Source organism: Pseudomonas moraviensis subsp. stanleyae (assembly GCF_036283065.1).
Lineage (GTDB): Bacteria > Pseudomonadota > Gammaproteobacteria > Pseudomonadales > Pseudomonadaceae > Aquipseudomonas > Aquipseudomonas stanleyae.
This window is the reverse complement of sequence record NZ_JAADJI010000009.1, coordinates 52888-77466: the sequence shown is the minus strand read 5'-3', so window position 1 is coordinate 77466 and position 24579 is coordinate 52888. Positions and strand designations below refer to the sequence as shown.

Below are 24579 nucleotides of genomic sequence, written 5' to 3'. Positions count from 1 at the left end.
CCAGAGGAACCGTACGGGAGCGGGCGGGTACGGTTTGGAAACACACCTCGGGCGCGGTCGTGGAAACAGCGCAAGGCCGGCATGGTGAAAATACGCGCGGCACGATGTCCTTCCCGGACACCCCGCCGGTTGGTCAGTCACTGTGCCGGCAGGTCTCCTGACTGATGCGTCATCGCCATGCTCCGGCCTTCCCGGGGATTACCCAGTGGCAGTCGAGGAGCAGGCTCGGCACCTACAGTTGCGGGGGCAGTTCCGATTGATGCTGTGCAAGCATTTCGGATTCCCTATTAATTCCGAGTGGAAACCGGCGCGCGCATGGTAGTCGATCAGGCCGCCGAAGGGGAGCCGAATCTGCCTCTGTAGGAGCTGACGAAGGCTCGGGCCGCGATCGGACGATCTTTTGATTCTTTGACGATCAAGATCAAAAGATCGCAGCCTTCGGCAGCTCCTACACGGGCGCGTTCCCATGCCGGAGCGTTTGCAATCCTGTTGAAAGCTTGGCTAGTATACGATCCATATACACTTCGTATTGGATTCAGATATGGGCATCGTAAAGATTTCAGAAGACATGCACGAGAATTTGCGCATCTCCAGCAACGCACTCAGCCGCTCGATCAACGCGCAGGCCGAGCACTGGATGCGCATCGGCATGCTCGCCGAGCTGCATCCCAACCTTGACCACAGCGCCATTTGCCGCCTGCTGATCCGCGCCGAACAGAACGGCGGACTGGATCTGCAACAACTGACTCAGGAAGCCGTCAGCGCATGAGAAACCAGATCAAGATCAACACGCCCGCCGACATCGCTAAATCCCGCGCCGCCGGCAAACTCGCTGCCGAAGTGCTGGCGATGCTGGTACCCCATGTGAGGGCCGGGGTGACCACCGATGAGCTGGACCGACTGTGCAACGACTACATCGTCAACGTGCAGAAAGCCGTGCCGGCCAACGTCGGTTATCACGGTTTTCCGAAAACCGTCTGTGCCTCGGTCAACGATGTGGTCTGCCACGGCATTCCATCGGGCACGCCGTTGAAGGACGGCGACATCGTCAACCTCGACATCGCCGTGATCAAGGACGGCTGGTTTGGCGACACCAGCCGCATGTACGTGGTCGGCGAAGCGACACCCGAAGCGCAGCACCTGATCAAGACTACCTACGACGCGATGTGCGCGGGCATTCGCGCGGTGAAACCGGGCGCAACCTTGGGCGATATCGGTTATGCGATCCAGAGCCTGGCGGAGGCGGAAGGCTTCAGTGTGGTCCGCGAGTACTGCGGCCACGGCATCGGCAAGGTCTATCACGATGAGCCGCAGATCCTGCATTACGGCTTTCCCAATCAGGGTCTGAAGCTCAAGGCCGGGATGATCTTCACCGTGGAACCGATGCTCAATGCCGGCAAGCGCCATGTGAAGAATATGCCGGATGGCTGGACCGTGCTGACCAAGGACGGCTCGTTGTCGGCACAGTGGGAGCATATGGTCGCAGTGACGGAGACCGGGTTTGAAGTGCTGACGGCGTGGCCGGATGAGGTTGAGGGCTACGGCGCTATTGTCTGAGACCGCGTCGGCTGCTGGCCCTCACCCTAACCCTCTCCCAGGGGGAGAGGGGACTGACCGAGGTGTTCTTGAGTACTACGCCGACGTGCGATACCGAGTCGAACTTACATTTGAACAGCATGAAGATCGGCTCCCTTTCCCCCTCGCCCCCCTGGGGGGGAGGGGACTGACCGAGGTGTTGTTGCGAGATACGCCGACGTGCGATACCGAGTCGAACTTACATTTTGAACATCATGAAAATCGGCTCCCTTCCCCCCTCGCCCCCTTGGGGGAGAGGGGACTGACCGAGGTGTTGTTGCGAGATACGCCGAGGTGCGATACCGAGTCGAACTTACATTTGAACAGCATGAAGATCGGCTCCCTTTCCCCCTCGCCCCCCTGGGGGAGAGGGCTGGGGTGAGGGGGTAGATCCAACTGACTCAGCGCAATCAGTGAGCACCTGCAGCCTTGTTCAAATCGCTCTCGGTCCACTCGGTATAGACGCAAGCATCCGCCGTCGCCCAGCGCACCCGCACCGGGTCGCCAGCCTTGAGTGGCATACCTGCTGCCGACAGCGCTTTCACCGTCATCGACGTCCCGCCCGCAGTCACTACGCTGCAGGTCTGGCTCTCACCGAGAAACAACACCTCCACAACGTTCGCCGACACCTCATTCCAGCCCGCCGCCAACGGCTCATCCAGCGCCTGCTGCGTGCTCAGCGCCAAGGCCTTTTCCGGGCGCACCATCAGCAACACATCCTGATCAGTGTGCAATCCAGCGGTGAGCCGAATCGACAACGACTGCCCCTCGAAACTCGCCGCCGCATTGCCTTGCGCCTTGAGCTTGAGAAAGTTCGAATTGCCCAGAAACGACGCAACGAACGCATTCGGCGGATTCTGGTAAAGGTCATAACCACTGCCCAGCCCGACGATCTTGCCGTGGCTGAAAATCGCGATGCGTTGCGACAGACGCATGGCTTCTTCCTGGTCGTGGGTCACGTACACGATGGTGATGCCCAGCCGCCGGTGCAGCTGGCGCAGTTCATCCTGCAAGTCCTCGCGCAGCTTCTTGTCCAGTGCACCCAGCGGTTCATCCATCAGCAGGATGCGCGGCTCGTACACCAGCGCCCGGGCGATGGCGACACGTTGCTGCTGCCCCCCGGAAAGTTGCGAAGGGCGGCGATGGGCGAACTGTTCCAACTGCACCAATTTCAACATCGCGTCGACGCGCTTTTCGCGTTCGGCCGCGGCCAGTTTGCGAATCGCCAGAGGGAAGGCGATGTTGTCGCGCACTGACAGATGCGGGAACAGCGAATAGCGCTGGAAGACCATGCCGATGTCGCGCTTGTGCGGCGGCACGTTGACCAGCGACTGGCCATTGACGAGGATCTCGCCGCTGCTCGGCGTCTCGAACCCGGCGAGCATCGACAGCGTCGTACTCTTGCCCGAGCCGCTGGAGCCGAGGAAGGTGAGGAATTCACCGTCCTTGATGTCCAGTGAGATATTGTCCACGGCTGCAAAATCGCCGTAGTGCTTGTTCAGGTTGCGCAGGCTGACCAGGGGTTTGTCGTTCTGCTGGGATGCGTCTTTGATCACGGCACTCATGTCGTACTCCTGGGCGCTCAGGCGCTGATTTCGTTGCGCCGGCGCAGGGCGGCGGCGATCACCATGACCAATACCGACAGGCCGATCAGCAGCGTCGAAGCGACGGCGATCACCGGGGTCAGGTCCTGGCGCAGGGTGGTCCACATTTTCACGGGAAGGGTTTGCAGGGTCGGGCTGGCCATCATCACGCTGAGCACCACTTCGTCCCACGAAACCAGAAAGGCGAAGAGGGCGCCGGCGACCATGCCCGGACGGATCGCCGGGAACGTCACCTTGAACACCGCCTGCAAGCGCGAGGCACCGCAGATCACCGCCGCGTCTTCAATCGACTGATCGAACAGCTTCAGCGAGTTGATGATCGAGATGATGGTGAACGGCAGCGCAACGATCACATGGCTGACGACGAAGGCGAACATGGTCCCGGTATAGCCGAGCTTGAGAAACAGCGCGTACACCGCCACGGCAATGATCACCAGCGGCACGATCATCGGCAGGGTGAACAGGCCGTAGAGCATCTCGCGTCCGGGAAAGCGTCCGCGCACCAGCGCAAACGCGGTCGGCAGACCGAGGGCCACGGCGCAGATCGTGGTCAGCACGGCAACCTTTAGGCTGGCCGCTGCGGCGTTCATCCAGTCGGGGTTGGAGAAGAACTGGCCGTACCATTTCAGTGTCCAGCCCGGCGGCGGGAACACCAGCCACTGCGAGGAACCGAACGACAACAGCACGATGAACACGATCGGCAACAGCAGGAACAAACCGATCAGCCCGGTGGTTGCATACAAGCCGAAACGCATGCGCCGGCTCATGGCATTGGGAGTCAGGAGCATTTCGGCTTACCTCGCGTTACTGGCGCCAACCGGGGATTCCGGCTGAAGCTTCAGGTAGAAGTAGAACAGCACCAGGGTGATCGCAATCAGCAACGCAGCGCCGGCACTGGCCAGGCCCCAGTTGAGGAACGATTGCACCTGCTGAATGATGAACTCCGGCAGCATCATGTTCTGCGCACCGCCGAGCAGCGCCGGGGTGACGTAGTAACCGAGCGACATCACGAACACCATCAAACCGCCCGAGGCCAGACCCGGCCGGCACAGCGGCAGGAACACCCGGAAGAAGTTGGTCCACGGACTGGCACCGCAGATCGAGCCGGCCTGCAAAATCATCGGGTCGATGGCCTGCATGGTCGCCTGCAACGGCAGCACGATGAACGGGATCATGATGTAGCTCATGCCGATCACCACGCCGGTGAGGTTGTGCACCATCTCCAGCGGCTGATCGATGATGCCCATGGCCATCAACGCCTTGTTGATCACCCCCGAGGCTTGCAGCAACACCAGCCACGAATAGGTGCGGGCGAGCAGGCTGGTCCACATCGACAGCAGCACGATGTTGAGGATCCAGCGCCCCCAGCCGCGCGGCACCAGGGTGATCGCCCAGGCCAGCGGAAAGCCCAGCAGCAGGCTGAACAGCGTCACCAGACCGGCCACCGAAAAGGTGTTGAGCAATACTCGCGCATAGGCCGAGTTGGCGAACAATTGCTCATAGTTGCCAAGGCCGGGCACAGGTTCCAACACGCCGCGCAACAGCAGGCCAATCAGCGGCGCGAGGAAGAACAGGCCGAGGAACAGCAGCGCCGGGACGAGGTTGCCGGCGCCGCGCCAGCGTTGCTTGAAGGCCGAGCCGGTAGCGCCCGCGGCGCTCCCGGTGGCAGTGGATGGACGCGGCGCAGTGGCGGCGATTTTCATTTGACCAGCCATTCGTTCCACCGTGTCGCGATAGCCGGACCGTTCTTGGCCCAGTAAGCGAAATCAAGGGTGATCTGATCCTTGGCGTAAGCCGTCGGCAGGTTGGGGGCCAGCGTCGAATCCAGACGCTCCACACTGTCGAGGTTGACCGGCGCGTAGGCGGTCAGGTTGGAGAAGTCGGCCTGGCCTTTGGCGCTGCTGGCATTGGCGAGGAACTTCATCGCCGCGTCCTTGTTTTTCGAGCCTTTGGGGATGACCAGAATGTCGGCCATGACCAGGTTCTGTTTCCAGCTCACGCCGACCGGCGCGCCGTCTTCCTGCAAGGCGTGCACACGACCGTTCCAGAACTGGCCCATGCTCGCTTCGCCGGACGCCAGCAGCTGCTGCGACTGCGCGCCGCCGCCCCACCAGACGATGTCTTTCTTGATGGTGTCGAGTTTCTTGAAGGCGCGATCCAAGTCCAGCGGGTAGAGCTTGTCAGCCGCAACGCCGTCGGCCAGCAGCGCCAGTTCGAGCACGCCGGGGCTTGGCCATTTATAGAGGGCGCGTTTGCCCGGGTAGGTCTTGGTATCGAACAGCGCGCTCCAGTCCTGCGGCTTGTTGGCGCCGAGCTTGCCTTCGTTGTAGCCGAGGACAAAGGAGAAGAAGAACGAACCGACGCCGTGATCGCTGACGAAACGCGGGTCGATCCTGTCGCGCTGGATAACCTTGAAATCGAGGGGTTCGAGCAGGCCTTCGGCAGCGGCGCGCAGGGCGAAATCGGCTTCGACATCGACCACGTCCCACTGCACGTTGCCGCTCTCGACCATGGCCTTGAGTTTGCCGTAGTCGGTCGGGCCGTCCTGGACGACGGTGATGCCGCTGGCCTTGCTGAACGGATCGGCCCAGGCCTGTTTCTGCGCATCCTGGGTGCTACCGCCCCAGCTGACAAAATTCACGCTTTCGGCAGCCATCGCAGCCTGGCCGGTAACGCTGAGCAGTCCCGCGAAAAAGATCGCGGTTGCAGCTTTGTTCAACACCATGTTCACGCCCTCATTGTTGTGTTTTTGAGCGGGCCTTGCGTTGTTGCCCGCCTGTCGGGAGCAGTAGCTGGACGGTTTTTCAGGTCGACCGGTCTATGGAGTATCATATTATGGTATTCCAAACTTTGTGCAAGCACTTTGCCTTACCGGTTATCTGGCCGGGCGGTTTTTTCAATGGGTTCGGCTCGGGATTTTTGTGGATGTCAGATCCCAGCCCCTCACCCCAGCCCTCTCCCGAGGGAGAGGGGGCCGATTGGGGGCTGTGCAAAATTGAGTTCGACTCGGTACCTCAGGTCGATGTATGGCGGGCAGACAACTCGGTCGGCTCCCTCTCCCTCCGGGAGAGGGCTGGGGTGAGGGTGGCGTCATTCAGTGAACGGAATACTCTCAACCACCTCAAGGTCATACCCGGTCAACCCCGCATATTTCAGCGGTGGCCCGAGGTGGCGCAGCTTGCCAACCCCCAGATTCTGCAGAATCTGCGCCCCGGTCCCCACTTCGGAATAGATCCGCGACTGCGAACGGCTGAACTGCCTCGGCGGCTGTGTCAGTTGCGGTACGCGCTCGAGCAACGCCTGCGACGATTCATGGTTGGCCAGCACCACCACAACCCCATGACCTTGCGCCGCGACCCGTTGCAGCGCCGCCCACAGCGTCCAGTTTGTCGGCCCGCTGTACTCGGCACCGACCAGATCGCGCAGCGGATCGATCACATGCACGCGCACCAGCGTCGGCTCTTCACGGCGCAGGTCGCCCATGACCATCGCCATGTGCACGCCGCCCTCGATGCGATCCTCAAAGGTGATCAAACGGAAAGTGCCATGCACCGTCGGCAGCTCACGTTCACCGATGCGTTCGATGGTGTGCTCGGTACTCAGGCGATAGTGGATCAGGTCAGCGATGGTGCCGATCTTGATCCCGTGTTTGCGCGCGAACTGCTCCAGATCCGGGCGGCGCGCCATGGTGCCGTCGTCGTTCATCACTTCGACGATCACCGAGGCCGGGGTGAAACCAGCCAGCCGCGCTAGGTCGCAACCCGCCTCAGTGTGCCCGGCGCGGGTCAGCACGCCACCTTCCTTGGCGCGCAGCGGGAAGATGTGGCCGGGTTGCACCAGATCTTCAGCGCGGGCATTCGGCGCGACGGCGGCGGCCACGGTGCAGGCCCGATCTGCCGCAGAGATGCCGGTGGTCACGCCAACCGCTGCTTCGATCGACACGGTAAACGCAGTGCTGAACACGCTGCCGTTGGCAGGTACCATTTGCTCCAGGCCCAAACGCTGGCAATGTTCGTCGGTGAGGGTCAGGCAGATCAGCCCGCGCGCTTCGCGGGCCATGAAGCTGATCGCCTCCGGCGTGCAACGGTCGGCAGCCAGCAGCAGGTCGCCTTCGTTCTCGCGGTCTTCGTCATCGACCAGCAGGACCATTTTGCCGAGGCGATAATCTTCGATGATTTCTTCGATGCTGTTGAAGGCCATGCTGGACTCTCAGGGTTCGTTGGAAATATATTGGTATACCATAATACAAAATCAACAAAGAGGTCACTATGAAGGCGTACTGGATTGCACACGTGGATATAGCTGATGCCGAGCACTACAGCCAATACACCCAGCGCACCCCGCAGGCGATTGCCGCGTTCGGCGGCAAGTTTCTCGCCAGAGGCGGGCGCAGCGAGGCGCTGGAAGGACGGCAGACGCCGCAGCGCACCGTGATCATCGAATTCGAGAGTTATGAAACGGCCGTGGCCTGCTACCGCTCGGCGGCGTACCAGGAAGCGAAAACTTATCGCGAGAAATGGGCGAGGGCGGAGATCATCATCGTCGAAGGCATCGCCCCGAACTGAGCCACACCACCAAGCCCCTGTAGGAGCTGCCGAAGGCTGCGATCTTTTGATTTTGCTTTTAAAGTCAAAGTCAAAAGATCGCAGCCTTCGGCAGCTCCTACAAGGTTGTGCGACGATGGAAATCAGCGCATGAAATGGATTTTGCCGCTGTCATCATTGCCCATGTAAATCCCGTAAACCCCGGCCTGGCGCTCTTCGATATAGCGCTCGAGTATCTGTCGGATCGCCGGGTAGTAGATCTGCTCCCACGGAATGTCTTCAGGGGCGAAGAACTTGTAATCCATGGTTTCCGGCCCGTACTGCCCGGTGATTTCCAGGGCGATGGCGCGGAAGATGATGTACACCTCGCTGATCTTCGGCACGCTGAAGATCGAGTACGGCGAGACGATTTCCGCCCGCACGCCGCTTTCTTCCCAGACTTCACGCAGCGCCGCCTGCTCGGTGGTCTCAAAGCTTTCCATGAAGCCGGCCGGCAGCGTCCAGGTGCCCGGGCGCGGAGGGATCGCCCGTTGGCACAAGAGGTATTTGCCGTCCTGCTCGATGATGCAGCCGGCAATGATCTTTGGATTTACGTAGTGGATATAGCCGCAGCCGCGGCACATCATGCGCTCGTGCGTATCGCCCGGCGGCGTCTGCTGACCGAGGTCAGGGCCACCGCATTTCGGGCAAAAGCTCGGGCTGAACATATCATTGACCTATGCGCGGTTCTTTCAGCGCGATCGGCAAGGTGATCGCCGGGGTGCCCTTGACGGCGACGCCGGTTTCTTCCTGCTTGCGCTTGAGGTAATCGAGGGCCACGGCAGCCGCCGCGCGGACATGATCGACACAGGCCTGATGCGCCGCCAGCGGATCACCGCTCTTGATCGCCTCGACCATTTTTTCCATCTCGTGATTACTCGCGCCGCGGCGGTTTTCTTGCGACACCGAGGTCGCGCGCAGATAGCTGATGCGCGCCTGCAACTGGCGCAATTGAGTGGCGGCGACATGGTTGCCCGAGCCTTCGAGCAGCACGTCGTAGAAACCCTGCACCGAGTCGATCACCTGTTGCAGCTCGCCATCCTTGAGCGCCTTGCGATTGTCGTCGAGGGCTTTTTCCAGGGCCTTGATGTCCTTGGCTTTGGCACGCAGGGTGAACAACTGCACGATCAAGCCTTCGAGCACGCAACGCAATTCGTAGATATCGACGGCGTCGGCGAGGGTGATGATGGCCACGCGCGGGCCCTTGGCGTCGGCGAATTCCACCAGACCTTCGGATTCGAGGTGACGCAAGGCCTCGCGCACCGAAGTGCGGCTGACGCCGAGGCGATCGCAGAGGTCGCGTTCGACCAGGCGATCACCTGGCATGAGCTGGAAATTCATGATCGCGCTACGCAGTTTGTCCAGCACGATTTCGCGCAGGGTAACGGGGTTGCGATTGACCTTGAAGCTGTCGTCGAGTGGCTGGCGTTTCATGGGGTCCGCTCTTTAAGTTGGCTGTCCATGCCAGACGGGCATCTAAACAGCCGAGGGGTTAACTGAGGCTTCGGCGTCGGCTTCGGCAAAGGCTTCACGGGCCAGCCGGAAACTGTCCACGGCCGCCGGAACGCCGCAATAAATGCCGACCTGAAGCAGAATTTCGCGTATTTGCTCACGACTCAGGCCGTTACGCAAGGCGCCACGCACATGCAGCTTGAGTTCGTGCGGACGGTTGAGCGCCGAGATCATTGCCAGGTTGATCATGCTGCGCTCCTTGAGCGACAGACCCTCACGTCCCCAGACATGGCCCCAGCAGTACTCGGTGACCATTTCCTGCAGCGGACGGGTGAAGTCATCGGCATTGTCTATCGAGCGTTGCACGTAGGCTTCGCCGAGCACCTGAGTGCGGATCTGCAGGCCTTTTTCGTATTTTTCGTTACTCATTATTCCTCCTCAAACCACAGATCCCTTGTGTAGGAGCTGCCGAAGGCTGCGATCTTTTGACTTTGACTTTTAAAAACAAGATCAAAAGATCGCAGCCTTCGGCAGCTCCTACACAGGGGATTTGTGCGAATCCTTCAGGAAAAGGTGGGCAACGGCCCAAGCTTGCCCTTGTGATAAATCATCGGCGTCACCGGTTGCGCGGGCAGGATCAGGTTCTTCACCGCGCCGACAATGATCGCGTGATCGCCGCCGTCGTATTCACGCCACAACTCGCACTCGATGATCGCCGTGGCCTTGGCCAGAATCGGGTTGCCCAAATCGCTCAAATGCCACTCGATGCCCTTGGCCTTTTCCTTGCCCTTGCCGGCGAACGCGTAGGCTTCGGCGGTCTGCTCGGCGGAGAGCAAGTGGATGGCGAATTTCTTGCTGTCGCGCAGCACCGGGTAAGTGTCGGAAGCATAGTTGGGGCAGAACAGCACCAGCGCCGGGTCGATCGACAGCGCGCTGAAGGCGCTGGCGGTGATGCCGACGATGCCGCCGTCCGGATCAAGGGTGGTGACCACCGTGACGCCGGACGGAAACGAGCTCATGACGTCTTTGTAAATGCCGGGTTCGATCATTTCGCAGGACTCCTAGCGCATCACAAACGGATCAGGCATTGGCGCCTGGGAAAGGTTGATCCACACCGTTTTCAGTTCGGTGTAGGCCAGCACCGAGTCGATGCCGCTTTCGCGTCCATAGCCACTGTTCTTGAAGCCGCCGATCGGCGCCATCGCCGACACTGCGCGGTAGGTGTTGACCCAGATGATCCCCGAGCGCACATCGCGCGCCAGACGATGGGCGCGGCCCAGATCGCGGGTCCAGATGCCGGCGGCGAGGCCGAACTGCGAGTCGTTGGCGATCGCCAGCGCTTCGGCTTCATCCTTGAAACGAATCACCGAGGCCACCGGGCCGAAGACTTCTTCCTGCATGATCTTCATCGAATTGCGGTCGCACTCGAACAGCGTCGGCTCGTAGAACCAGCCTTCGCCGAGATCTGCCGGGCGCTTGCCGCCGGTGCGCAAACGCGCGCCTTCGGCGATGGCATCGGCGACCAGACCTTCAACCACCGCCAGTTGCTGCGCGGTGGCCATCGGACCCATTTCACTGTTGTCTTCCTGCGGGTTGCCGATGCGAATGCGCTGGGCGCGCTCGACCAGACGATTGACGAACTCGTCGTAGATTTCGTCCTGCACCAGCAGACGCGAACCGGACACGCAACTCTGCCCGGATGCCGCGTAGATCCCGGCAATCGCGCCGTTGATCGCACTGTCGAGATCGGCGTCGGCAAAAATGATATTCGGCGACTTGCCGCCCAGTTCCAGTGACAGCTTGGCGAAATTCTCGGCGCTGCTGCGCACCACATGCCGCGCCGTGGCCGCGCCGCCAGTGAAGGCAATCTTGCGGATCAGCGGATGGCGGGTGAGGGCGGCGCCGGTGCTCGGGCCGTAACCGGTGACGACGTTGACCACGCCCGGCGGAATCCCGGCTTCGAGGGCCAGGCGCGCCAGCTCGAGAATGGTTGCCGAAGCGTGTTCGGACGGCTTGATCACGATGGTGTTGCCGGCGGCGAGGGCCGGGGCCAGTTTGATCGCCGTCAGGTACAGCGGGCTGTTCCAAGGAATGATCGCCGCGACCACACCCATGGCTTCGTGCACGGTGTAGGCAAACAGGTCGGGCTTGTCCAGCGGCAGCGTGCCGCCTTCAAGCTTGTCGGCGAGGCCTGCGGTGTAGTGGAAAAACTCCGGCAGATAGCTGACCTGACCACGGGTTTCGCGGATCAGCTTGCCGTTGTCACGGCTTTCCAGCTGTGCCAGGTGTTCCTTGTTTTCCGCGATCAGATCACCGAGGCGGCGCAACAATTTGCCTCGTGCAGTGGCGGTGAGGCCACGCCACGCCGGGCTGTCGAAGGCCGTTTGCGCCGCTTGCACGGCGCGTTCGACATCCGCTTCATCGGCGTCAGGCAATTCGGCCCAGGCCTGCGCGGAGGCCGGGTTGAGGCTTTCGAAGGTCTTGCCGGAGAGGGCGTCGACCCAGTCTCCGCCGATGCACATCTGGAAGCGTGCGAGTGTCATGCAACGATCCCCTTTATATGGTTTTGTCGGGAGTGTGCGAATTCGAGAAACTGCAGCAGCATCTGGTTGACCAGACGCGGCGACTCTACCGGCATCATATGCCGTTGCTCGGGCAGCACGGCAACCTTCGCACCGGGGATGCGCCGGGCCAGTTGCTCGGCCATTTCCGGGGTCGAGCCGGGGTCGAGTTCGCCGGTAGCGATCAGCGTCGGCGCCTGAATGCTGCTCAGGTCGTCGGCGCGGTACATGTCCTGGGTGGCGAACAGTTCGTAGGTGGTCAGGTAACCTTGCGGATCGTTGTTGGCCAATGTCTGGCGCAACGCGTCGATCTGCGCCGGGTTGGCCGCCTGATATTCACGGCTGAACCAGCGTGAAAGGGCGGCTTCGGCGTTGGCGTCCGGGCCATGCTCGGCGGCCTGCGCGGTGCGGGCGATGACGCCGGCACGCTGTTCTTCGCTGCGGTTGAACACACTGTTCAACACCACCAGGCTTTGCAGGCGCTCCGGGTAGTGCAGGGCGAAGGCCCGCGCGACCAGACCGCCCATGGAGAAACCGATCACCACTGCCTGGGGCAGATTCAAGTGATCGAGCAGCTCGAGCAACTGATCAGCGTAACCGAGCAGGTCGGTGCCGCTGGCCGGGCGCGGGCTGGCGCCGTGACCGAGCATGTCGTAGGCGATCACCTGATACTGGCTGGCGAGGCCGACAATCTGCCCGCCCCACATTTCTTTGTTCAGGCCCACGCCGTGGATCAAGACCACGGGCTGGCCTTGGCCGGTCGCCAGGTAACTGGTGCCAGCCGGGGTGAGTTCAGCGGTGAGCCGAATCATGGAGCGCTCCTGCAATGCCTTTCTTGTTGTGATTACTGGGCTTTTTCTGCGGCCAGTTCTTCCAGATCGATGTAGCGGTTACCGATGCGCGGGTGCAGGCGGCCACCGTCGGCGCAACCCAGCACGACAACGATTTCGTCGGCACGCGGCGCGTCTTCGATCTGCATTTCCAGGGTGATGTAGTGCGAGCGCAGGCCTTCGTCATCCTTGTGCATCATCGGGATCTGAATCGAAGTGCCCGGGCCGCCGCGCTTGTTGGTGAAGCTCAGGTAACTCTTGGCTTTCACCGCTTCGCGATAGTGGTTGCCGAAGCGCAGGGTGTGGATCACCGCCGACGCGTGCTCGATCTCGCCGTCGGCGCCGACCACTGCCGCTTTGCCGTAGGCCTCGATCTTCTCGGCACCGCCGATGATGCCGACCAGACGCTCGACCATCATGGCGCCGAGGTCGGAGCAGTTGGCGCGGATCTGCGGCTTGAGGTCTTCGACAAAACCGTTGCCCACCCACGGGTTCTTCATCACCACGGCGAGACCGACCATGGTCACCGGTTTGTCAGTGGCCTTGCCGCCTTCGATGAAGGTTTCTTCGACATAGCTGACGATCTTGCGAATTTCGAAACTCATGAGCTGCTCCGTTGGGGGATTGAGAGTGTCTGTGCGTCTGATGGTATACCATAATACCAATCCTGCAAGTCCCCTCCGCAACAATTGCCTCATCCATCCGGCGAATGGCGGCGCATTCAGCCTTTGCCGCGAACCCACCCATCACGGCAAACCCTGTGGGAGCGAGCCTGCTCGCGAAAGCGGTGGGTCAGCCAATAAACAGGGTGACTGATATACCGCATTCGCGAGCAGGCTCGCTCCCACAGGGGAAAATGATTGGTTACAGAGAGCCGCTTTCGGTTAACAAAAGATAACGTGGCGCCGATTGTCAGACATTTGCAAAGCCCGATAGGATGAGTCAGCTTCCGAAGGGGCTCTGGATTGCGGGTTTCAGGACTATGCTTCTGAAACGCCAGTAGCTAAGCACCCTTGCGGCGCCCTTGAAGGCCCGATGGCCCAACAATAATAAATAGGGGAAGGTCTATGAGTCGTTGCCGCCCGCCGGCGTTACGCAACACCGCGTTGCTGGCCACAGCACTCTCGCTGCTGGGCTTTGCCACGTTATCGGCACCTGTGATTGCCGCCGAGGCCCCGGCTGACGTGGTCTATGCCACCGAATCGGCCAAAGCCGCAAAGAGCCTGATTCTCGATGTCGTCCACGCCGGCGCGCGTCTGGTCGCGGTCGGTGATCGCGGGCACATCGTCTATTCCGATGACCAGGGCAAGACCTGGACTCAGGCCAAGGTGCCGACCCGGCAACTGCTCACCGCCGTATATTTCGTCGATGACAAAAACGGCTGGGCGGTCGGCCACGATGCACAGATCCTCGCCAGCACAGACGGCGGTCTGACCTGGACCAAGCAATTCGAAGACCTCGCCCGGGAATCGCCGCTGCTCGACGTCTGGTTCAAGGACGCCAACAGCGGCTTTGCCGTGGGCGCCTACGGCACGCTGCTGGAAACCACCGACGGCGGCAAGCACTGGGAAGACGTCAGCGATCGCCTCGACAACGAAGACCAGTTCCACCTCAACGCCATCGCCGCGGTGAAAGACGCCGGGCTGTTCATCGTCGGCGAGTCCGGCAGCATGTTCCGCTCCGCTGATGACGGCCAGACCTGGGAAAAGCTCGAAGGCCCGTACGAAGGTTCGCTGTTCGGCGTGATCGGCACAGCGCAGCCGCAGACCCTGCTGGCGTACGGTTTGCGCGGCAACCTCTATCGCTCCACCGATTTCGGCAGCAACTGGGAGCAGGTCGAACTCAAAGCCGCACGCGGTGCGCTGGAGTTCGGACTGTCCGGCGGCACGCTGCTGGAAGACGGCTCGATCGTCATCGTCGGCAACGGCGGCTCGGTGATCAGCAGCAGCGACAATGGCGAGAGCTTCAGCGTGTTCAACCGCCCGGATCGCATCTCGCTGTCGTCGGTCACCGCCGCCGGCAATGGCAACCTGATTCTGACCGGGCAGGGTGGTTTGCACGTCACCCAGCCAAACGGTGCCGAGACCAATAACAAGAAGGCGGGGCTATGACTTCCTTGATCACTCCTCAGCAGGAAAAGGCGACGGTTCTCGAGCGCCTGATCTTCAACAACCGCCCGGCCGTGATCCTGATCTGCCTGGTGGTGAGCATTTTCCTGTTCTGGCAGGCCACGCTGATCCGGCCGTCGACCAGTTTCGAAAAAATGATCCCGCTGCAGCATCCCTTCATCGAGAAGATGATGGAGCACCGCAACGATCTGGCGAACCTCGGCAACACCGTGCGCATTTCGGTGGAAGCCACCGACGGCGACATCTTCTCCAAGGAGTACATGGAGACCCTGCGCCAGATCAACGACGAAGTGTTCTACATTTCCGGCGTCGATCGTTCCGGCCTCAAATCGCTGTGGAGCCCGAGCGTACGCTGGACCGAAGTGACCGAAGAGGGTTTCGCCGGCGGTGAAGTGATCCCGCAGAGCTACAACGGCTCCCAGGACAGCCTCGACCTGCTGCGCAACAACGTGCTCAAGTCCGGCCAGGTCGGGCGTTTGGTGGCCAACGATTTCAAATCGAGCATCGTCGACATCCCGCTGCTGGAGGCCTACCCGGACCCGCAGGATCAGGGCAAGTTGCTGGCGCTGGACTATCGCCAGTTCTCCCATGAGCTCGAAGACAAGATCCGCAACAAGTTCGAAGCGCAGAACCCCAACATCAAGATCCATATCGTCGGTTTCGCCAAGAAGGTCGGCGACCTGATCGACGGTCTGGTGATGGTGGTGCTGTTCTTCGGTGTCGCCTTTGTCATCACCCTGATCCTGCTGCTGTGGTTCACCAACTGCCTGCGCAGCACCATCGCCGTGTTGAGCACGACGCTGGTGGCGGTGGTCTGGCAACTGGGACTCATGCACTTCTTCGGCTTCGGCCTCGACCCGTATTCGATGCTGGTGCCGTTCCTGATTTTTGCCATCGGCATTTCCCACGGTGTGCAGAAGATCAACGGTATCGCCCTGCAATCCAGCGAGGCCGATAACGCCCTGACCGCTGCACGGCGCACCTTCCGGCAGTTGTTCCTGCCGGGGATGATCGCGATTCTGGCCGATGCGGTGGGCTTCATCACTCTGCTGATCATCGATATTGGCGTGATCCGTGAATTGGCCATCGGCGCGTCTATCGGCGTTGCGGTGATCGTGTTCACCAACCTGATCCTGCTGCCGGTGGCGATTTCCTATGTCGGCATCAGCAAGCGCGCAATTGCCAAGAGCAAGAAGGACGCCAACCGCGAACACCCGTTCTGGCGCCTGCTGTCGAACTTCGCCAGCCCGAAAGTCGCACCGATCTCGGTAGCGCTGGCGCTGATCGCCTTCGGCGGCGGCCTCTGGTACAGCCAGAACCTGAAGATCGGCGACCTCGACCAGGGTGCGCCGGAACTGCGTCCGGACTCGCGCTACAACAAGGACAACAACTTCATCATCAGCAATTACTCGACCAGCTCCGACGTGCTGGTGGTGATGGTCAAGACCAAGGCTGAAGGCTGTTCGCGCTACGAAGCCATGGCGCCGATCGATCAGCTGATGTGGAAGATGCAGAACACCGAGGGCGTGCAGTCGGCGATCTCGCTGGTGACCGTGTCCAAGCAGATGATCAAGGGCATGAACGAGGGCAACCTGAAATGGGAAACCCTGTCGCGCAACCCGGACGTACTGAACAACTCGATCGCCCGCGCCGACGGCCTGTACAACAACAGTTGCTCGCTGGCACCGGTGCTGGTGTTCCTCAACGACCACAAGGCCGAAACCCTTGACCGTGCGGTGAGTGCGGTGCAGGAATTCGCCAAGGAGAACAACAAGGACGGCCTGGAATTCATCCTCGCCGCCGGTAACGCCGGGATCGAAGCCGCCACCAACGAAGTGATCAAACAGGCTGAGCTGACCATCCTGATCCTGGTGTACATCTGCGTGGCGGTGATGTGCATGATTACCTTCCGTTCGTGGGCGGCGACCCTGTGCATCGTCCTGCCGCTGGTGCTGACCTCGGTACTTGGTAACGCGCTGATGGCATTCATGGGCATCGGCGTGAAAGTCGCGACGCTGCCGGTGGTGGCGCTGGGTGTGGGGATTGGCGTGGATTACGGCATCTACATCTACAGCCGCCTCGAGAGTTTCCTGCGTGCCGGGCTGCCGTTGCAGGAAGCCTATTACCAGACGCTGAAGTCCACCGGTAAAGCGGTGCTGTTCACCGGCCTGTGCCTGGCGATCGGCGTATGCACCTGGATCTTCTCGGCGATCAAGTTCCAGGCCGACATGGGCCTGATGCTGACCTTCATGCTGCTGTGGAACATGTTCGGTGCGCTGTGGCTGCTGCCAGCGCTGGCGAAGTTCCTGATCAAACCTGAGAAGCTGGCGGGGCAGAAGGGCAATTCGCTGTTTGCTCACTGATCTGAAAGGCTGAAACGACAAAGCCGCAACCTTGAGGGGTTGCGGCTTTTTTTTGGATGAAGATCAAGGTCAAGATCAAGAGCCCCTCACCCTAGCCCTCTCCCGGAGGGAGAGGGGACTGACCGTGGTGTCTGTCGCCATACACCGACCTGAAAGACCGAGTCGATTATGGATTCAAAGCAAATCGTTCGATTTGAGATGCCGAGTCGATTATGGATTCAAAGCAAATCCTTCGACCTGGGAGATACCAAGTCGATTATGGATTCAAAGCAAAGCGTTCGACCTGGGAGATACCGAGTCGATTATGGATTCAAAGCAAATCCTTCAAGTCGGTGTAGATCTCGAATATCCCCCAATCGGTCCCCTCTACCTCTGGGAGAGGGCTAGGGTGAGGGCAAGCGGTCTCAAGCGTTAAGACAGTTCAGCACCCAGCACCACACTCAACGCACTGCGCGCATCATCCAGCTGCACCAGCGTCGCATGCCGGGCCCCGAGGGCATCGCGGTTCTCGATGGCGGTCAGAATCGCCTTATGCCTGGGCAACGCCAGTTCATGCAGATTCGGCCGCTGATTGGAGTGCTTCAACGCCTCGGCGATCGCTACTGCCAACATATTGCACAGATTGGCCAGCAGGTCGTTGTGCGTCGCATCGGCGATGCGGCTGTGGAAGTCCAGGTCCGGCTGCAACAGCGCTTCCGGGGTCGGAGCGGCTTCCATGCGTTGGTAGGCTTCGTTGATCGCGGCGATGTCGGCATCCGTCGCGTGCTGGGCGGCGAGGGCGGCGGCGGCCGGTTCGATAATGCTGCGCACGCTGGTCAGCACATTGAAGAATTCATTCTGCGGGCTGCTTTGCATCAACCAGTGGAGCACGTCCGGGTCGAGCATGTGCCACTCGCGGCGGGCCTTGACCACTGTGCCCACGCGCGGTTTGGAATACACCAGCCCCTTGGCCACCAGCACCCGCGTGGCTTCGCGCAACACCGGCCGACTGACCGCGTACTCCTCGCAGAGCAGGGCTTCGGCGGGCAGTTTGTCGTCGGGCAAAAAGCGTCCGGAGACGATCTGCATGCCCAGTTCCTGGACGATGCGCGAGTGCATGCTTTTACGGTCGGAAGGTTTGCGGTAATCCATGGGGAGTGGCGCGATCCTGAGCGATGGAGATGCCGCGCATCATAGCAGGCACGGCACAGATTTGAGGCGATACGCAAAACCAACTGTGGGAGCGAGCCTGCTCGCGAAAGCGGTGGGGCAAACAACATCACTGTTGAATGTGCCGCCGTCTTCGCGAGCAGGCTCGCTCCCACAGGGATTCGCATTCCAATGTAGGAGCTGCCGCAGGCTGCGATCTTTTGCTCTTAATGAGAGTGACGCGGAACCTCGGCCCCTCGGCAACCAACGAGGAAGTCAAAGTCGCAACCCTGATCCGCCTGCAACACATGATCGATGTACAGCTGACGATAACCGCCCACCAGCAATTGCTGCGGTGCTTGCAGATCGGCCATGCGCGCGGCCAGTTCAGCGTCGGGGATGTCCAGATGCAAACGGCCGCTGGCGCAATCGAGCTCGATCCAGTCGCCTTCCTTTACTGCCGCCAAAGGCCCGCCCGCTGCCGCTTCCGGGGCGACGTGCAGAACCACCGTGCCGTACGCGGTGCCGCTCATCCGTGCATCGGAAATGCGCACCATGTCAGTCACGCCTTGCGCCAACAGCTTGGCCGGCAAGCCCATGTTGCCGACTTCTGCCATGCCCGGATAACCCTTCGGCCCGCAGTTCTTCATGACCAGAATCGAATCTTTATCGACGTCCAGCTCCGGATCGTTGATCCGCGCCTTGTACATGTCGAAGTTCTCGAACACCACCGCGCGGCCGCGATGCTGCATCAGTTCAGCGCTAGCGGCGGACGGCTTGAGCACCGCACCCAGCGGCGCCAGATTGCCGCGCAACACGCAGATGCCACCGTCAGCGCGAATCGGGTTGTCGAGGGTGCGGATGACTTCGTCTTCGCCATAGATCGGCGCGTCCTTGGTGTTCTCGCCGATCGACTTGCCGTTGACCGTCAGAGCATTCGGGTTGGGGATCAGATTGGCTTCACCGAGGCGACGCAGCACCGCTGGCAAGCCACCGGCGTAGTAGAACTCTTCCATCAGGAAACGCCCGGACGGTTGCAGGTCGACGATGGTTGGCATGCCGCGACCGATGCGCGTCCAGTCATCCAGATCCAGTTCGACACCGATGCGCCCGGCGATGGCTTTCAAGTGAATCACCGCGTTGGTCGAGCCGCCGATCGCAGCGTTCACCCGGATAGCATTCTCGAAGGCTTCCTTGGTCAGGATCTTCGACAGCTTCAGGTCTTCGCGAACCATCTCCACCGCCCGCATGCCGGACATGTGCGCCAGCACGTAACGCCGTGCATCGACGGCCGGAATCGCCGCGTTGTGCGGCAGCGAAGTGCCCAGTGCTTCAGCCATGCAGGCCATGGTCGACGCAGTGCCCATGGTGTTGCAGGTGCCCGCCGAACGCGACATGCCGCCCTCGGCCGCGAGGAAGTCGTCGATGGTGATGGTGCCGGCCTTGACCTGTTCGCTGAGCTGCCAGACCACGGTGCCGGAACCGATGTCCTTGCCCTTGTGCTTGCCGTTGAGCATTGGCCCGCCGGTGACGACGATGGCCGGCACGTCGCAACTGGCCGCGCCCATCAGCAGCGCCGGAGTGGTTTTGTCGCATCCGGTCAGCAACACCACGCCATCAATCGGGTTGCCGCGAATCGCTTCTTCAACATCCATGCTCGCCAGGTTGCGGGTGAGCATGGCGGTCGGGCGCAGGTTCGATTCGCCGTTGGAGAACACCGGAAATTCCACCGGAAAGCCACCGGCCTCGATCACCCCGCGTTTGACGTGCTCCGCGATCTGGCGGAAGTGCGCGTTGCACGGAGTCAGTTCCGACCAGGTGTTGCAGATGCCGATGATCGGCTTGCCGTGGAACTGATGGTCGGCGATGCCCTGATTCTTCATCCAGCTGCGGTACATGAAGCCGTTCTTGTCGGCCGTGCCAAACCATTGGGCGGAGCGCAGGGTGGGTTTCTTATCAGACATGATCGATTCTCTTATTGTAAGACTATTGTTTGCGAGCTGACGCTTAATCTAAGCGCAAAATCCGCGCTTTGGAAGTGTTGTTGGGTAATTAGTATTACTATATAGTCGTTTTTGACGGAGGGATGGCCCTGGCAGTTTTGGCGAGAGGCGTCCCCCGAGGTTCTATAAAAACAACAATCGGAGACCGATCTCATGAGCCAGGAATTGCGGCTTGTCCGGCGCATCACACTGAAACTGATTCCCTTCCTGATCCTGCTGTACCTGATCGCCTATGTGGATCGCTCCGCCGTCGGCTTCGCCAAGCTGCACATGGGCGCTGACATCGGCATCGGCGATGCGGCCTATGGCCTCGGTGCCGGGCTGTTCTTCATTGGTTACTTCCTTCTCGAGATTCCCAGCAACCTGATGCTCGAACGCTTCGGCGCGCGGCGCTGGTTTGCGCGGATCATGATCACCTGGGGCGCGATCACCATCGGCATGGCCTTCGTCCAGGGCCCGCACAGTTTCTACGTGATGCGCTTTCTGCTCGGCGCGGCCGAAGCGGGCTTCTTCCCCGGCGTGCTGTACTACATCACCCAATGGTTCCCGGTGCGCCATCGCGGCAAGATCCTCGGCCTGTTCATCCTGTCGCAACCGATCGCGATGATGATTACCGGCCCGGTGTCCGGCGGTTTGCTGGGCATGGATGGCATCCTTGGCCTGCACGGCTGGCAATGGCTGTTCATCGTCATCGGCACCCCGGCGATCCTGCTGACCTGGCCGGTACTGCGCTGGCTGCCGGACGGCCCGCAGCAAGTGAAATGGATGGATCAGGCTGAAAAAGACTGGCTGACCGGCGAACTGAAAAAGGACTTGCAGGAGTACGGCCAGACCCGTCACGGCAATCCGCTGCATGCGCTGAAAGACAAACGCGTGTTGCTGCTGGCGCTGTTCTATCTGCCCGTGACCCTGAGTATTTATGGCCTCGGCCTGTGGCTGCCGACGCTGATCAAACAGTTTGGCGGCAGCGACCTGGTGACCGGTTTCGTCTCTTCGGTGCCGTACATTTTCGGGATCATTGGCCTGCTGATCATTCCGCGCAGCTCCGACCGCTTGAATGATCGCTACGGCCACCTGGCGGTGCTCTATGTACTCGGTGCGCTGGGCCTGTTCCTCAGTGCCTGGCTGTCGCTGCCGGTGGCGCAACTGGCGGCGCTGTGTCTGGTGGCGTTTGCGTTGTTCTCGTGCACAGCCGTTTTCTGGACTCTGCCCGGGCGCTTCTTCGCCGGTGCCAGCGCAGCGGCGGGGATTGCCCTGATCAACTCGGTCGGCAACCTCGGCGGTTACATCGGGCCGTTCGTGATTGGCGCGTTGAAGGAATACACCGGCCATCTGGCTTCGGGGCTGTACTTCCTCTCGGGCGTGATGGTATTCGGGCTGATTCTGACCGGCATCGTCTACCGCGTGCTGGAACGCAAGCATGTGCTGCCCGTCGACCAGTTCGCCGCCAGTGCCCGTGGCGCCACCCGAACCTGACTGACCAACACTGGCCCTGTGGGAGCGAGCCTGCTCGCGAAGAGGCCATCACATCCAGCATTGTGGGTGACTGACACACCGCTTTCGCGAGCAGGCTCGCTCCTACAGGGGATCGGCGGTGTTATTGAGAAAAGGAGAAAATCATGCATCTGGTTCAATTCGAATTATCCAACGGCGAGCGCCGGGTCGGCGTGGTCGACAACGGTCAGGTCCGCGAAGTCGAGGACGCCCGCAGTGTCCGTGATCTGGCCCTGGCCGCGATCGAGGCTGGCAGCTCGCTTGAGCAGCAAGTACAGCGCCTCGGTCTCGGCGCCAGCCATGACTACGTGCAATTGCTCAAAGACCTGCGCATCCTGCCGCCACTCGATCACCCGGACCCGGCGCACATGCTGGTCAGCGGTACTGGTCTGACGCACTTGGGCAGCGCTTCGGCCCGAGACAAGATGCACCAGCAGGCCGGCGATGAAGCGGCGATGACCGACACCATGCGCATTTTCAAATGGGGCGTGGAAGGCGGTAAACCTGCGGCGGGGCAGGCCGGTGTGCAACCGGAGTGGTTCTACAAGGGCGACGGCAGCATCGTCGTGCGTCCGGGGCAGCCGTTCCCGCTGCCGCCGTTTGCCGAAGACGCTGGTGAAGAGCCGGAGATGGCCGGCCTGTACATCATCGGCAACGACGGCAAGCCGTATCGCCTCGGTTTCGCCGTCGGCAATGAGTTCTCCGACCACGTCATGGAACGCAAGAATTACCTGTACCTGGCGCATTCGAAATTGCGCAGTTGCAGTTATGGCCCGGAACTTCGCACTGGTGAATTGCCTCAACACCTTGCCGGCACCAGCCGAATCCTGCGTGACGGCGAAGTGCTCTGGCAAAACGAGTTCCTCAGCGGCGAGGCCAACATGTGCCACAGCCTGGCGAACCTCGAGTACCACCACTTCAAATACATTCAGTTCCTGCGTCCGGGCGACGTGCACATTCACTTCTTCGGCACTGCGACCCTGTCGTTTGCCGACGGTATCCGCACCCAGCCGGGCGACACGTTCGAGATCAGCCAGGCCGACTTCGGCGCACCGCTGGTCAACGGTATCGCACCGGTCAAAGCGGCTTTTGAACCGGACAGCATCGGCACCCTTTAAGGAGATCCCATGACTCAGATTCTCGGTCACAACTACATCGGCGGTCAGCGCAGCGCCGCCGGCACCGTCAAACTGCACTCGGTCGACGCCAGCACTGGCGAGGCCCTGCCGCACGATTTCATTCAGGCCACGGCGGACGAAGTCGACGCCGCCGCCAAAGCCGCCGCTGCGGCTTACCCGACCTACCGCAGCCTCAGCGCCGAACGCCGCGCGCAGTTCCTCGACGCGGTCGCCGATGAGCTCGATGCGCTTGGCGATGATTTCGTCGCCGTGGTCTGCCGCGAAACCGCGCTGCCGGCCGGGCGCATTCAGGGCGAGCGCGGTCGCACCAGCGGCCAGATGCGCCTGTTCGCCAAAGTCCTGCGTCGCGGTGATTTCTACGGCGCACGCATCGATCAGGCATTGCCGGATCGCCAGCCGCTGCCACGTCCGGATCTGCGTCAGTACCGCATCGGCCTCGGCCCGGTCGCGGTGTTTGGCGCGAGCAACTTTCCGCTGGCGTTCTCCACCGCCGGTGGCGATACCGCCGCAGCGCTGGCCGCCGGTTGCCCGGTGGTGTTCAAGGCCCACAGCGGCCACATGGCCACCGCTGAGCTGGTCGCCGACGCGATCCTTCGCGCCGCAGAAAAAACCGGCATGCCCGCCGGCGTGTTCAACATGATCTACGGTGGCGGCGTCGGCGAATGGCTGGTCAAGCATCCGGCGATTCAGGCGGTTGGTTTCACCGGTTCGCTGAAGGGCGGTCGCGCCTTGTGCGATATGGCTGCCGCACGTCCGCAACCGATCCCGGTGTTCGCCGAGATGTCGAGCATCAACCCGGTGATCGTGCTGCCGCAGGCGCTGGCCACGCGTGCGGAAACCGTCGCCCGCGATCTGACCGCTTCGGTGGTGCAGGGTTGCGGTCAGTTCTGCACCAATCCAGGTTTGGTCATCGGTATCCGCTCGCCGCAGTTCAGCGCGTTTGTCCAACAGGTCGCTGCTGCGATCGGCGATCAACCGGCGCAAACCATGCTCAATGCCGGCACCCTCGGCAGCTATGGCAAAGGCCTGGAAAAGCTTCTGGCGCACAGCGACATCGAGCATCTGGCCGGTAATCCGCAGCAGGGCAATCAGGCGCAGCCGCAGTTGTTCAAGGCCGATGTCAGCCTGTTGATCAACGGTGACGAAGTGCTGCAGGAAGAAGTGTTCGGCCCGACCACAGTGGTTGTTGAAGTGGCCGATCAGGCCCAACTCAGCGCGGCGCTGCACGGCCTGCACGGTCAATTGACCGCGACGATCATCGGCGAGCCGTCTGACTTCGAGCAATTCGCCGAACTGACGCCGCTGCTGGAACAGAAAGTCGGGCGCATCCTGCTCAACGGTTATCCGACCGGTGTCGAAGTGTGCGATTCGATGGTGCATGGCGGGCCGTACCCGGCGACGTCCGATGCGCGCGGCACTTCGGTGGGCACGCTGGCAATCGATCGTTTCCTGCGTCCGGTGTGCTTCCAGAACTACCCGGACAGCTTGCTGCCCGAACCGCTGAAAAACGCCAACCCGCTGCGTATCCAGCGCCTGGTGGATGGCAAGCCATCGCGTGAGGCGATCTAAAGCCAAGCCGATGCCCCCTGTGGGAGCGAGCCTGCTCGCGAAAACGGACTATCAGCCTGTTGATCGTTCCCACGCTCCGCGTGGGAATGCAGCCCGGGACGCTCTGCGTCCCATTGGAACGCGGAGCGTCCCTAGAGGCATTCCCACGC

At 61.3% G+C, this 24579-nt stretch carries 22 protein-coding genes and 1 riboswitch; of the genes, 8 read left to right on the top strand and 14 right to left on the bottom strand.

The genetic code is table 11. The features are described from left to right. Nucleotides 1-130: 130 nt before the first annotated feature. A riboswitch (cobalamin riboswitch) is annotated at nt 131-324 on the bottom strand. A gap of 217 nt (nt 325-541) precedes the next feature. Both GXB78_RS17335 and map read left to right on the top strand, forming a co-directional pair. Further along, on the top strand, nt 542-769 hold the full coding sequence (locus GXB78_RS17335; protein WP_007918027.1) for a ParD-like family protein: 228 nt from the start codon (nt 542-544) through the stop codon (nt 767-769). Then, nucleotides 766-1557, top strand: a complete 792-nt coding sequence (map, locus tag GXB78_RS17330; RefSeq protein ID WP_329516275.1) for a type I methionyl aminopeptidase — start codon at nt 766-768, stop codon at nt 1555-1557. Before GXB78_RS17335 ends, map begins: the two co-directional genes overlap by 4 nt. 428 nt (nt 1558-1985) lie before the next feature. On the opposite strand, the gene GXB78_RS17325 is transcribed toward map, so the two are convergent. From GXB78_RS17325 to ribBA, 5 genes are all read right to left on the bottom strand, one after another. Then, entirely contained in the window at nt 1986-3140 is a 1155-nt protein-coding gene (locus GXB78_RS17325; protein ID WP_064363446.1) for an ABC transporter ATP-binding protein, read from the bottom strand. A gap of 17 nt (nt 3141-3157) precedes the next feature. Beyond that, the gene (locus GXB78_RS17320) at nt 3158-3967 is read right to left on the bottom strand and encodes an ABC transporter permease (protein ID WP_007918021.1); all 810 of its coding nucleotides are present in this window, start codon (nt 3965-3967) and stop codon (nt 3158-3160) included. A 6-nt stretch (nt 3968-3973) separates the two neighbouring features. Next, entirely contained in the window at nt 3974-4882 is a 909-nt protein-coding gene (locus tag GXB78_RS17315) for an ABC transporter permease (protein WP_064363445.1), read from the bottom strand. After that, complete coding sequence (locus tag GXB78_RS17310) at nt 4879-5904, bottom strand: ABC transporter substrate-binding protein (RefSeq protein ID WP_016775018.1); 1026 nt, start codon at nt 5902-5904, stop codon at nt 4879-4881. The genes GXB78_RS17315 and GXB78_RS17310 overlap by 4 nt, the downstream gene beginning before the upstream one ends. A gap of 365 nt (nt 5905-6269) precedes the next feature. Then, nucleotides 6270-7379 carry a bifunctional 3,4-dihydroxy-2-butanone-4-phosphate synthase/GTP cyclohydrolase II gene (gene ribBA, locus GXB78_RS17305; protein WP_329516273.1) on the bottom strand — a complete coding sequence of 370 codons (1110 nt, stop codon included), beginning with the start codon at nt 7377-7379 and terminating at the stop codon, nt 6270-6272. 68 nt (nt 7380-7447) lie between these two features. Here ribBA and GXB78_RS17300 point away from each other — a divergent pair, with 68 nt between their 5' ends. Next, on the top strand, nt 7448-7744 hold the full coding sequence (locus GXB78_RS17300; RefSeq protein ID WP_329516271.1) for a DUF1330 domain-containing protein: 297 nt from the start codon (nt 7448-7450) through the stop codon (nt 7742-7744). A gap of 122 nt (nt 7745-7866) precedes the next feature. Here GXB78_RS17300 and GXB78_RS17295 read toward each other — a convergent pair whose 3' ends face one another. The 7 genes from GXB78_RS17295 to GXB78_RS17265 all read right to left on the bottom strand — a co-directional run bounded on the left by GXB78_RS17295 (nt 7867) and on the right by GXB78_RS17265 (nt 13210). Next, on the bottom strand, nt 7867-8430 hold the full coding sequence (locus tag GXB78_RS17295; RefSeq protein ID WP_329516270.1) for an NUDIX hydrolase: 564 nt from the start codon (nt 8428-8430) through the stop codon (nt 7867-7869). 1 nt (nt 8431) lies between these two features. Continuing rightward, nucleotides 8432-9196, bottom strand: coding sequence for a GntR family transcriptional regulator (locus tag GXB78_RS17290; protein WP_042606770.1), 765 nt, complete (start codon nt 9194-9196; stop codon nt 8432-8434). Between the two features lie 42 nt (nt 9197-9238). Beyond that, a complete protein-coding gene (locus tag GXB78_RS17285; RefSeq protein WP_329516269.1) occupies nt 9239-9643 on the bottom strand; it encodes a carboxymuconolactone decarboxylase family protein in 405 nt (134 codons plus the stop codon). Nucleotides 9644-9777: 134 nt separating this feature from the next. Beyond that, on the bottom strand, nt 9778-10263 hold the full coding sequence (locus GXB78_RS17280; RefSeq protein WP_329516268.1) for a flavin reductase family protein: 486 nt from the start codon (nt 10261-10263) through the stop codon (nt 9778-9780). A 12-nt stretch (nt 10264-10275) separates the two neighbouring features. After that, a complete protein-coding gene (locus tag GXB78_RS17275) occupies nt 10276-11757 on the bottom strand; it encodes an aldehyde dehydrogenase (RefSeq protein WP_125927343.1) in 1482 nt (493 codons plus the stop codon). Then, complete coding sequence (locus tag GXB78_RS17270) at nt 11754-12587, bottom strand: alpha/beta fold hydrolase (protein ID WP_329516267.1); 834 nt, start codon at nt 12585-12587, stop codon at nt 11754-11756. Before GXB78_RS17270 ends, GXB78_RS17275 begins: the two co-directional genes overlap by 4 nt. Nucleotides 12588-12619: 32 nt before the next feature. Beyond that, entirely contained in the window at nt 12620-13210 is a 591-nt protein-coding gene (locus GXB78_RS17265; protein ID WP_007968626.1) for an amino acid synthesis family protein, read from the bottom strand. Between the two features lie 462 nt (nt 13211-13672). Here GXB78_RS17265 and GXB78_RS17260 point away from each other — a divergent pair, with 462 nt between their 5' ends. Together GXB78_RS17260 and GXB78_RS17255 are read left to right on the top strand one after the other, a co-directional pair. Next, the gene (locus GXB78_RS17260) at nt 13673-14716 is read left to right on the top strand and encodes a WD40/YVTN/BNR-like repeat-containing protein (protein WP_329516266.1); all 1044 of its coding nucleotides are present in this window, start codon (nt 13673-13675) and stop codon (nt 14714-14716) included. After that, on the top strand, nt 14713-17097 hold the full coding sequence (locus GXB78_RS17255; RefSeq protein ID WP_137214977.1) for an efflux RND transporter permease subunit: 2385 nt from the start codon (nt 14713-14715) through the stop codon (nt 17095-17097). The genes GXB78_RS17260 and GXB78_RS17255 overlap by 4 nt, the downstream gene beginning before the upstream one ends. A 411-nt stretch (nt 17098-17508) precedes the next feature. On the opposite strand, the gene GXB78_RS17250 is transcribed toward GXB78_RS17255, so the two are convergent. Together GXB78_RS17250 and GXB78_RS17245 are read right to left on the bottom strand one after the other, a co-directional pair. Then, a complete protein-coding gene (locus tag GXB78_RS17250) occupies nt 17509-18228 on the bottom strand; it encodes a FadR/GntR family transcriptional regulator (protein ID WP_024013185.1) in 720 nt (239 codons plus the stop codon). 224 nt (nt 18229-18452) lie between these two features. Next, nucleotides 18453-20189 (bottom strand): IlvD/Edd family dehydratase, encoded by a 1737-nt coding sequence (locus GXB78_RS17245; protein ID WP_329516265.1) that lies wholly within the window; start codon nt 20187-20189, stop codon nt 18453-18455. A gap of 192 nt (nt 20190-20381) precedes the next feature. Here GXB78_RS17245 and GXB78_RS17240 point away from each other — a divergent pair, with 192 nt between their 5' ends. The 3 genes from GXB78_RS17240 (at nt 20382) to GXB78_RS17230 (ending at nt 24430) form a co-directional block, all read left to right on the top strand. Beyond that, nucleotides 20382-21704: an MFS transporter gene (locus GXB78_RS17240; RefSeq protein WP_329516264.1), complete on the top strand. Its 1323-nt coding sequence runs from the start codon at nt 20382-20384 to the stop codon at nt 21702-21704. Nucleotides 21705-21847: 143 nt separating this feature from the next. Beyond that, the gene (gene araD1, locus GXB78_RS17235) at nt 21848-22840 is read left to right on the top strand and encodes an AraD1 family protein (RefSeq protein WP_329516263.1); all 993 of its coding nucleotides are present in this window, start codon (nt 21848-21850) and stop codon (nt 22838-22840) included. Nucleotides 22841-22849: 9 nt separating this feature from the next. Beyond that, on the top strand, nt 22850-24430 hold the full coding sequence (locus GXB78_RS17230) for an aldehyde dehydrogenase (NADP(+)) (RefSeq protein WP_329516262.1): 1581 nt from the start codon (nt 22850-22852) through the stop codon (nt 24428-24430). Nucleotides 24431-24579 lie beyond the last annotated feature (149 nt).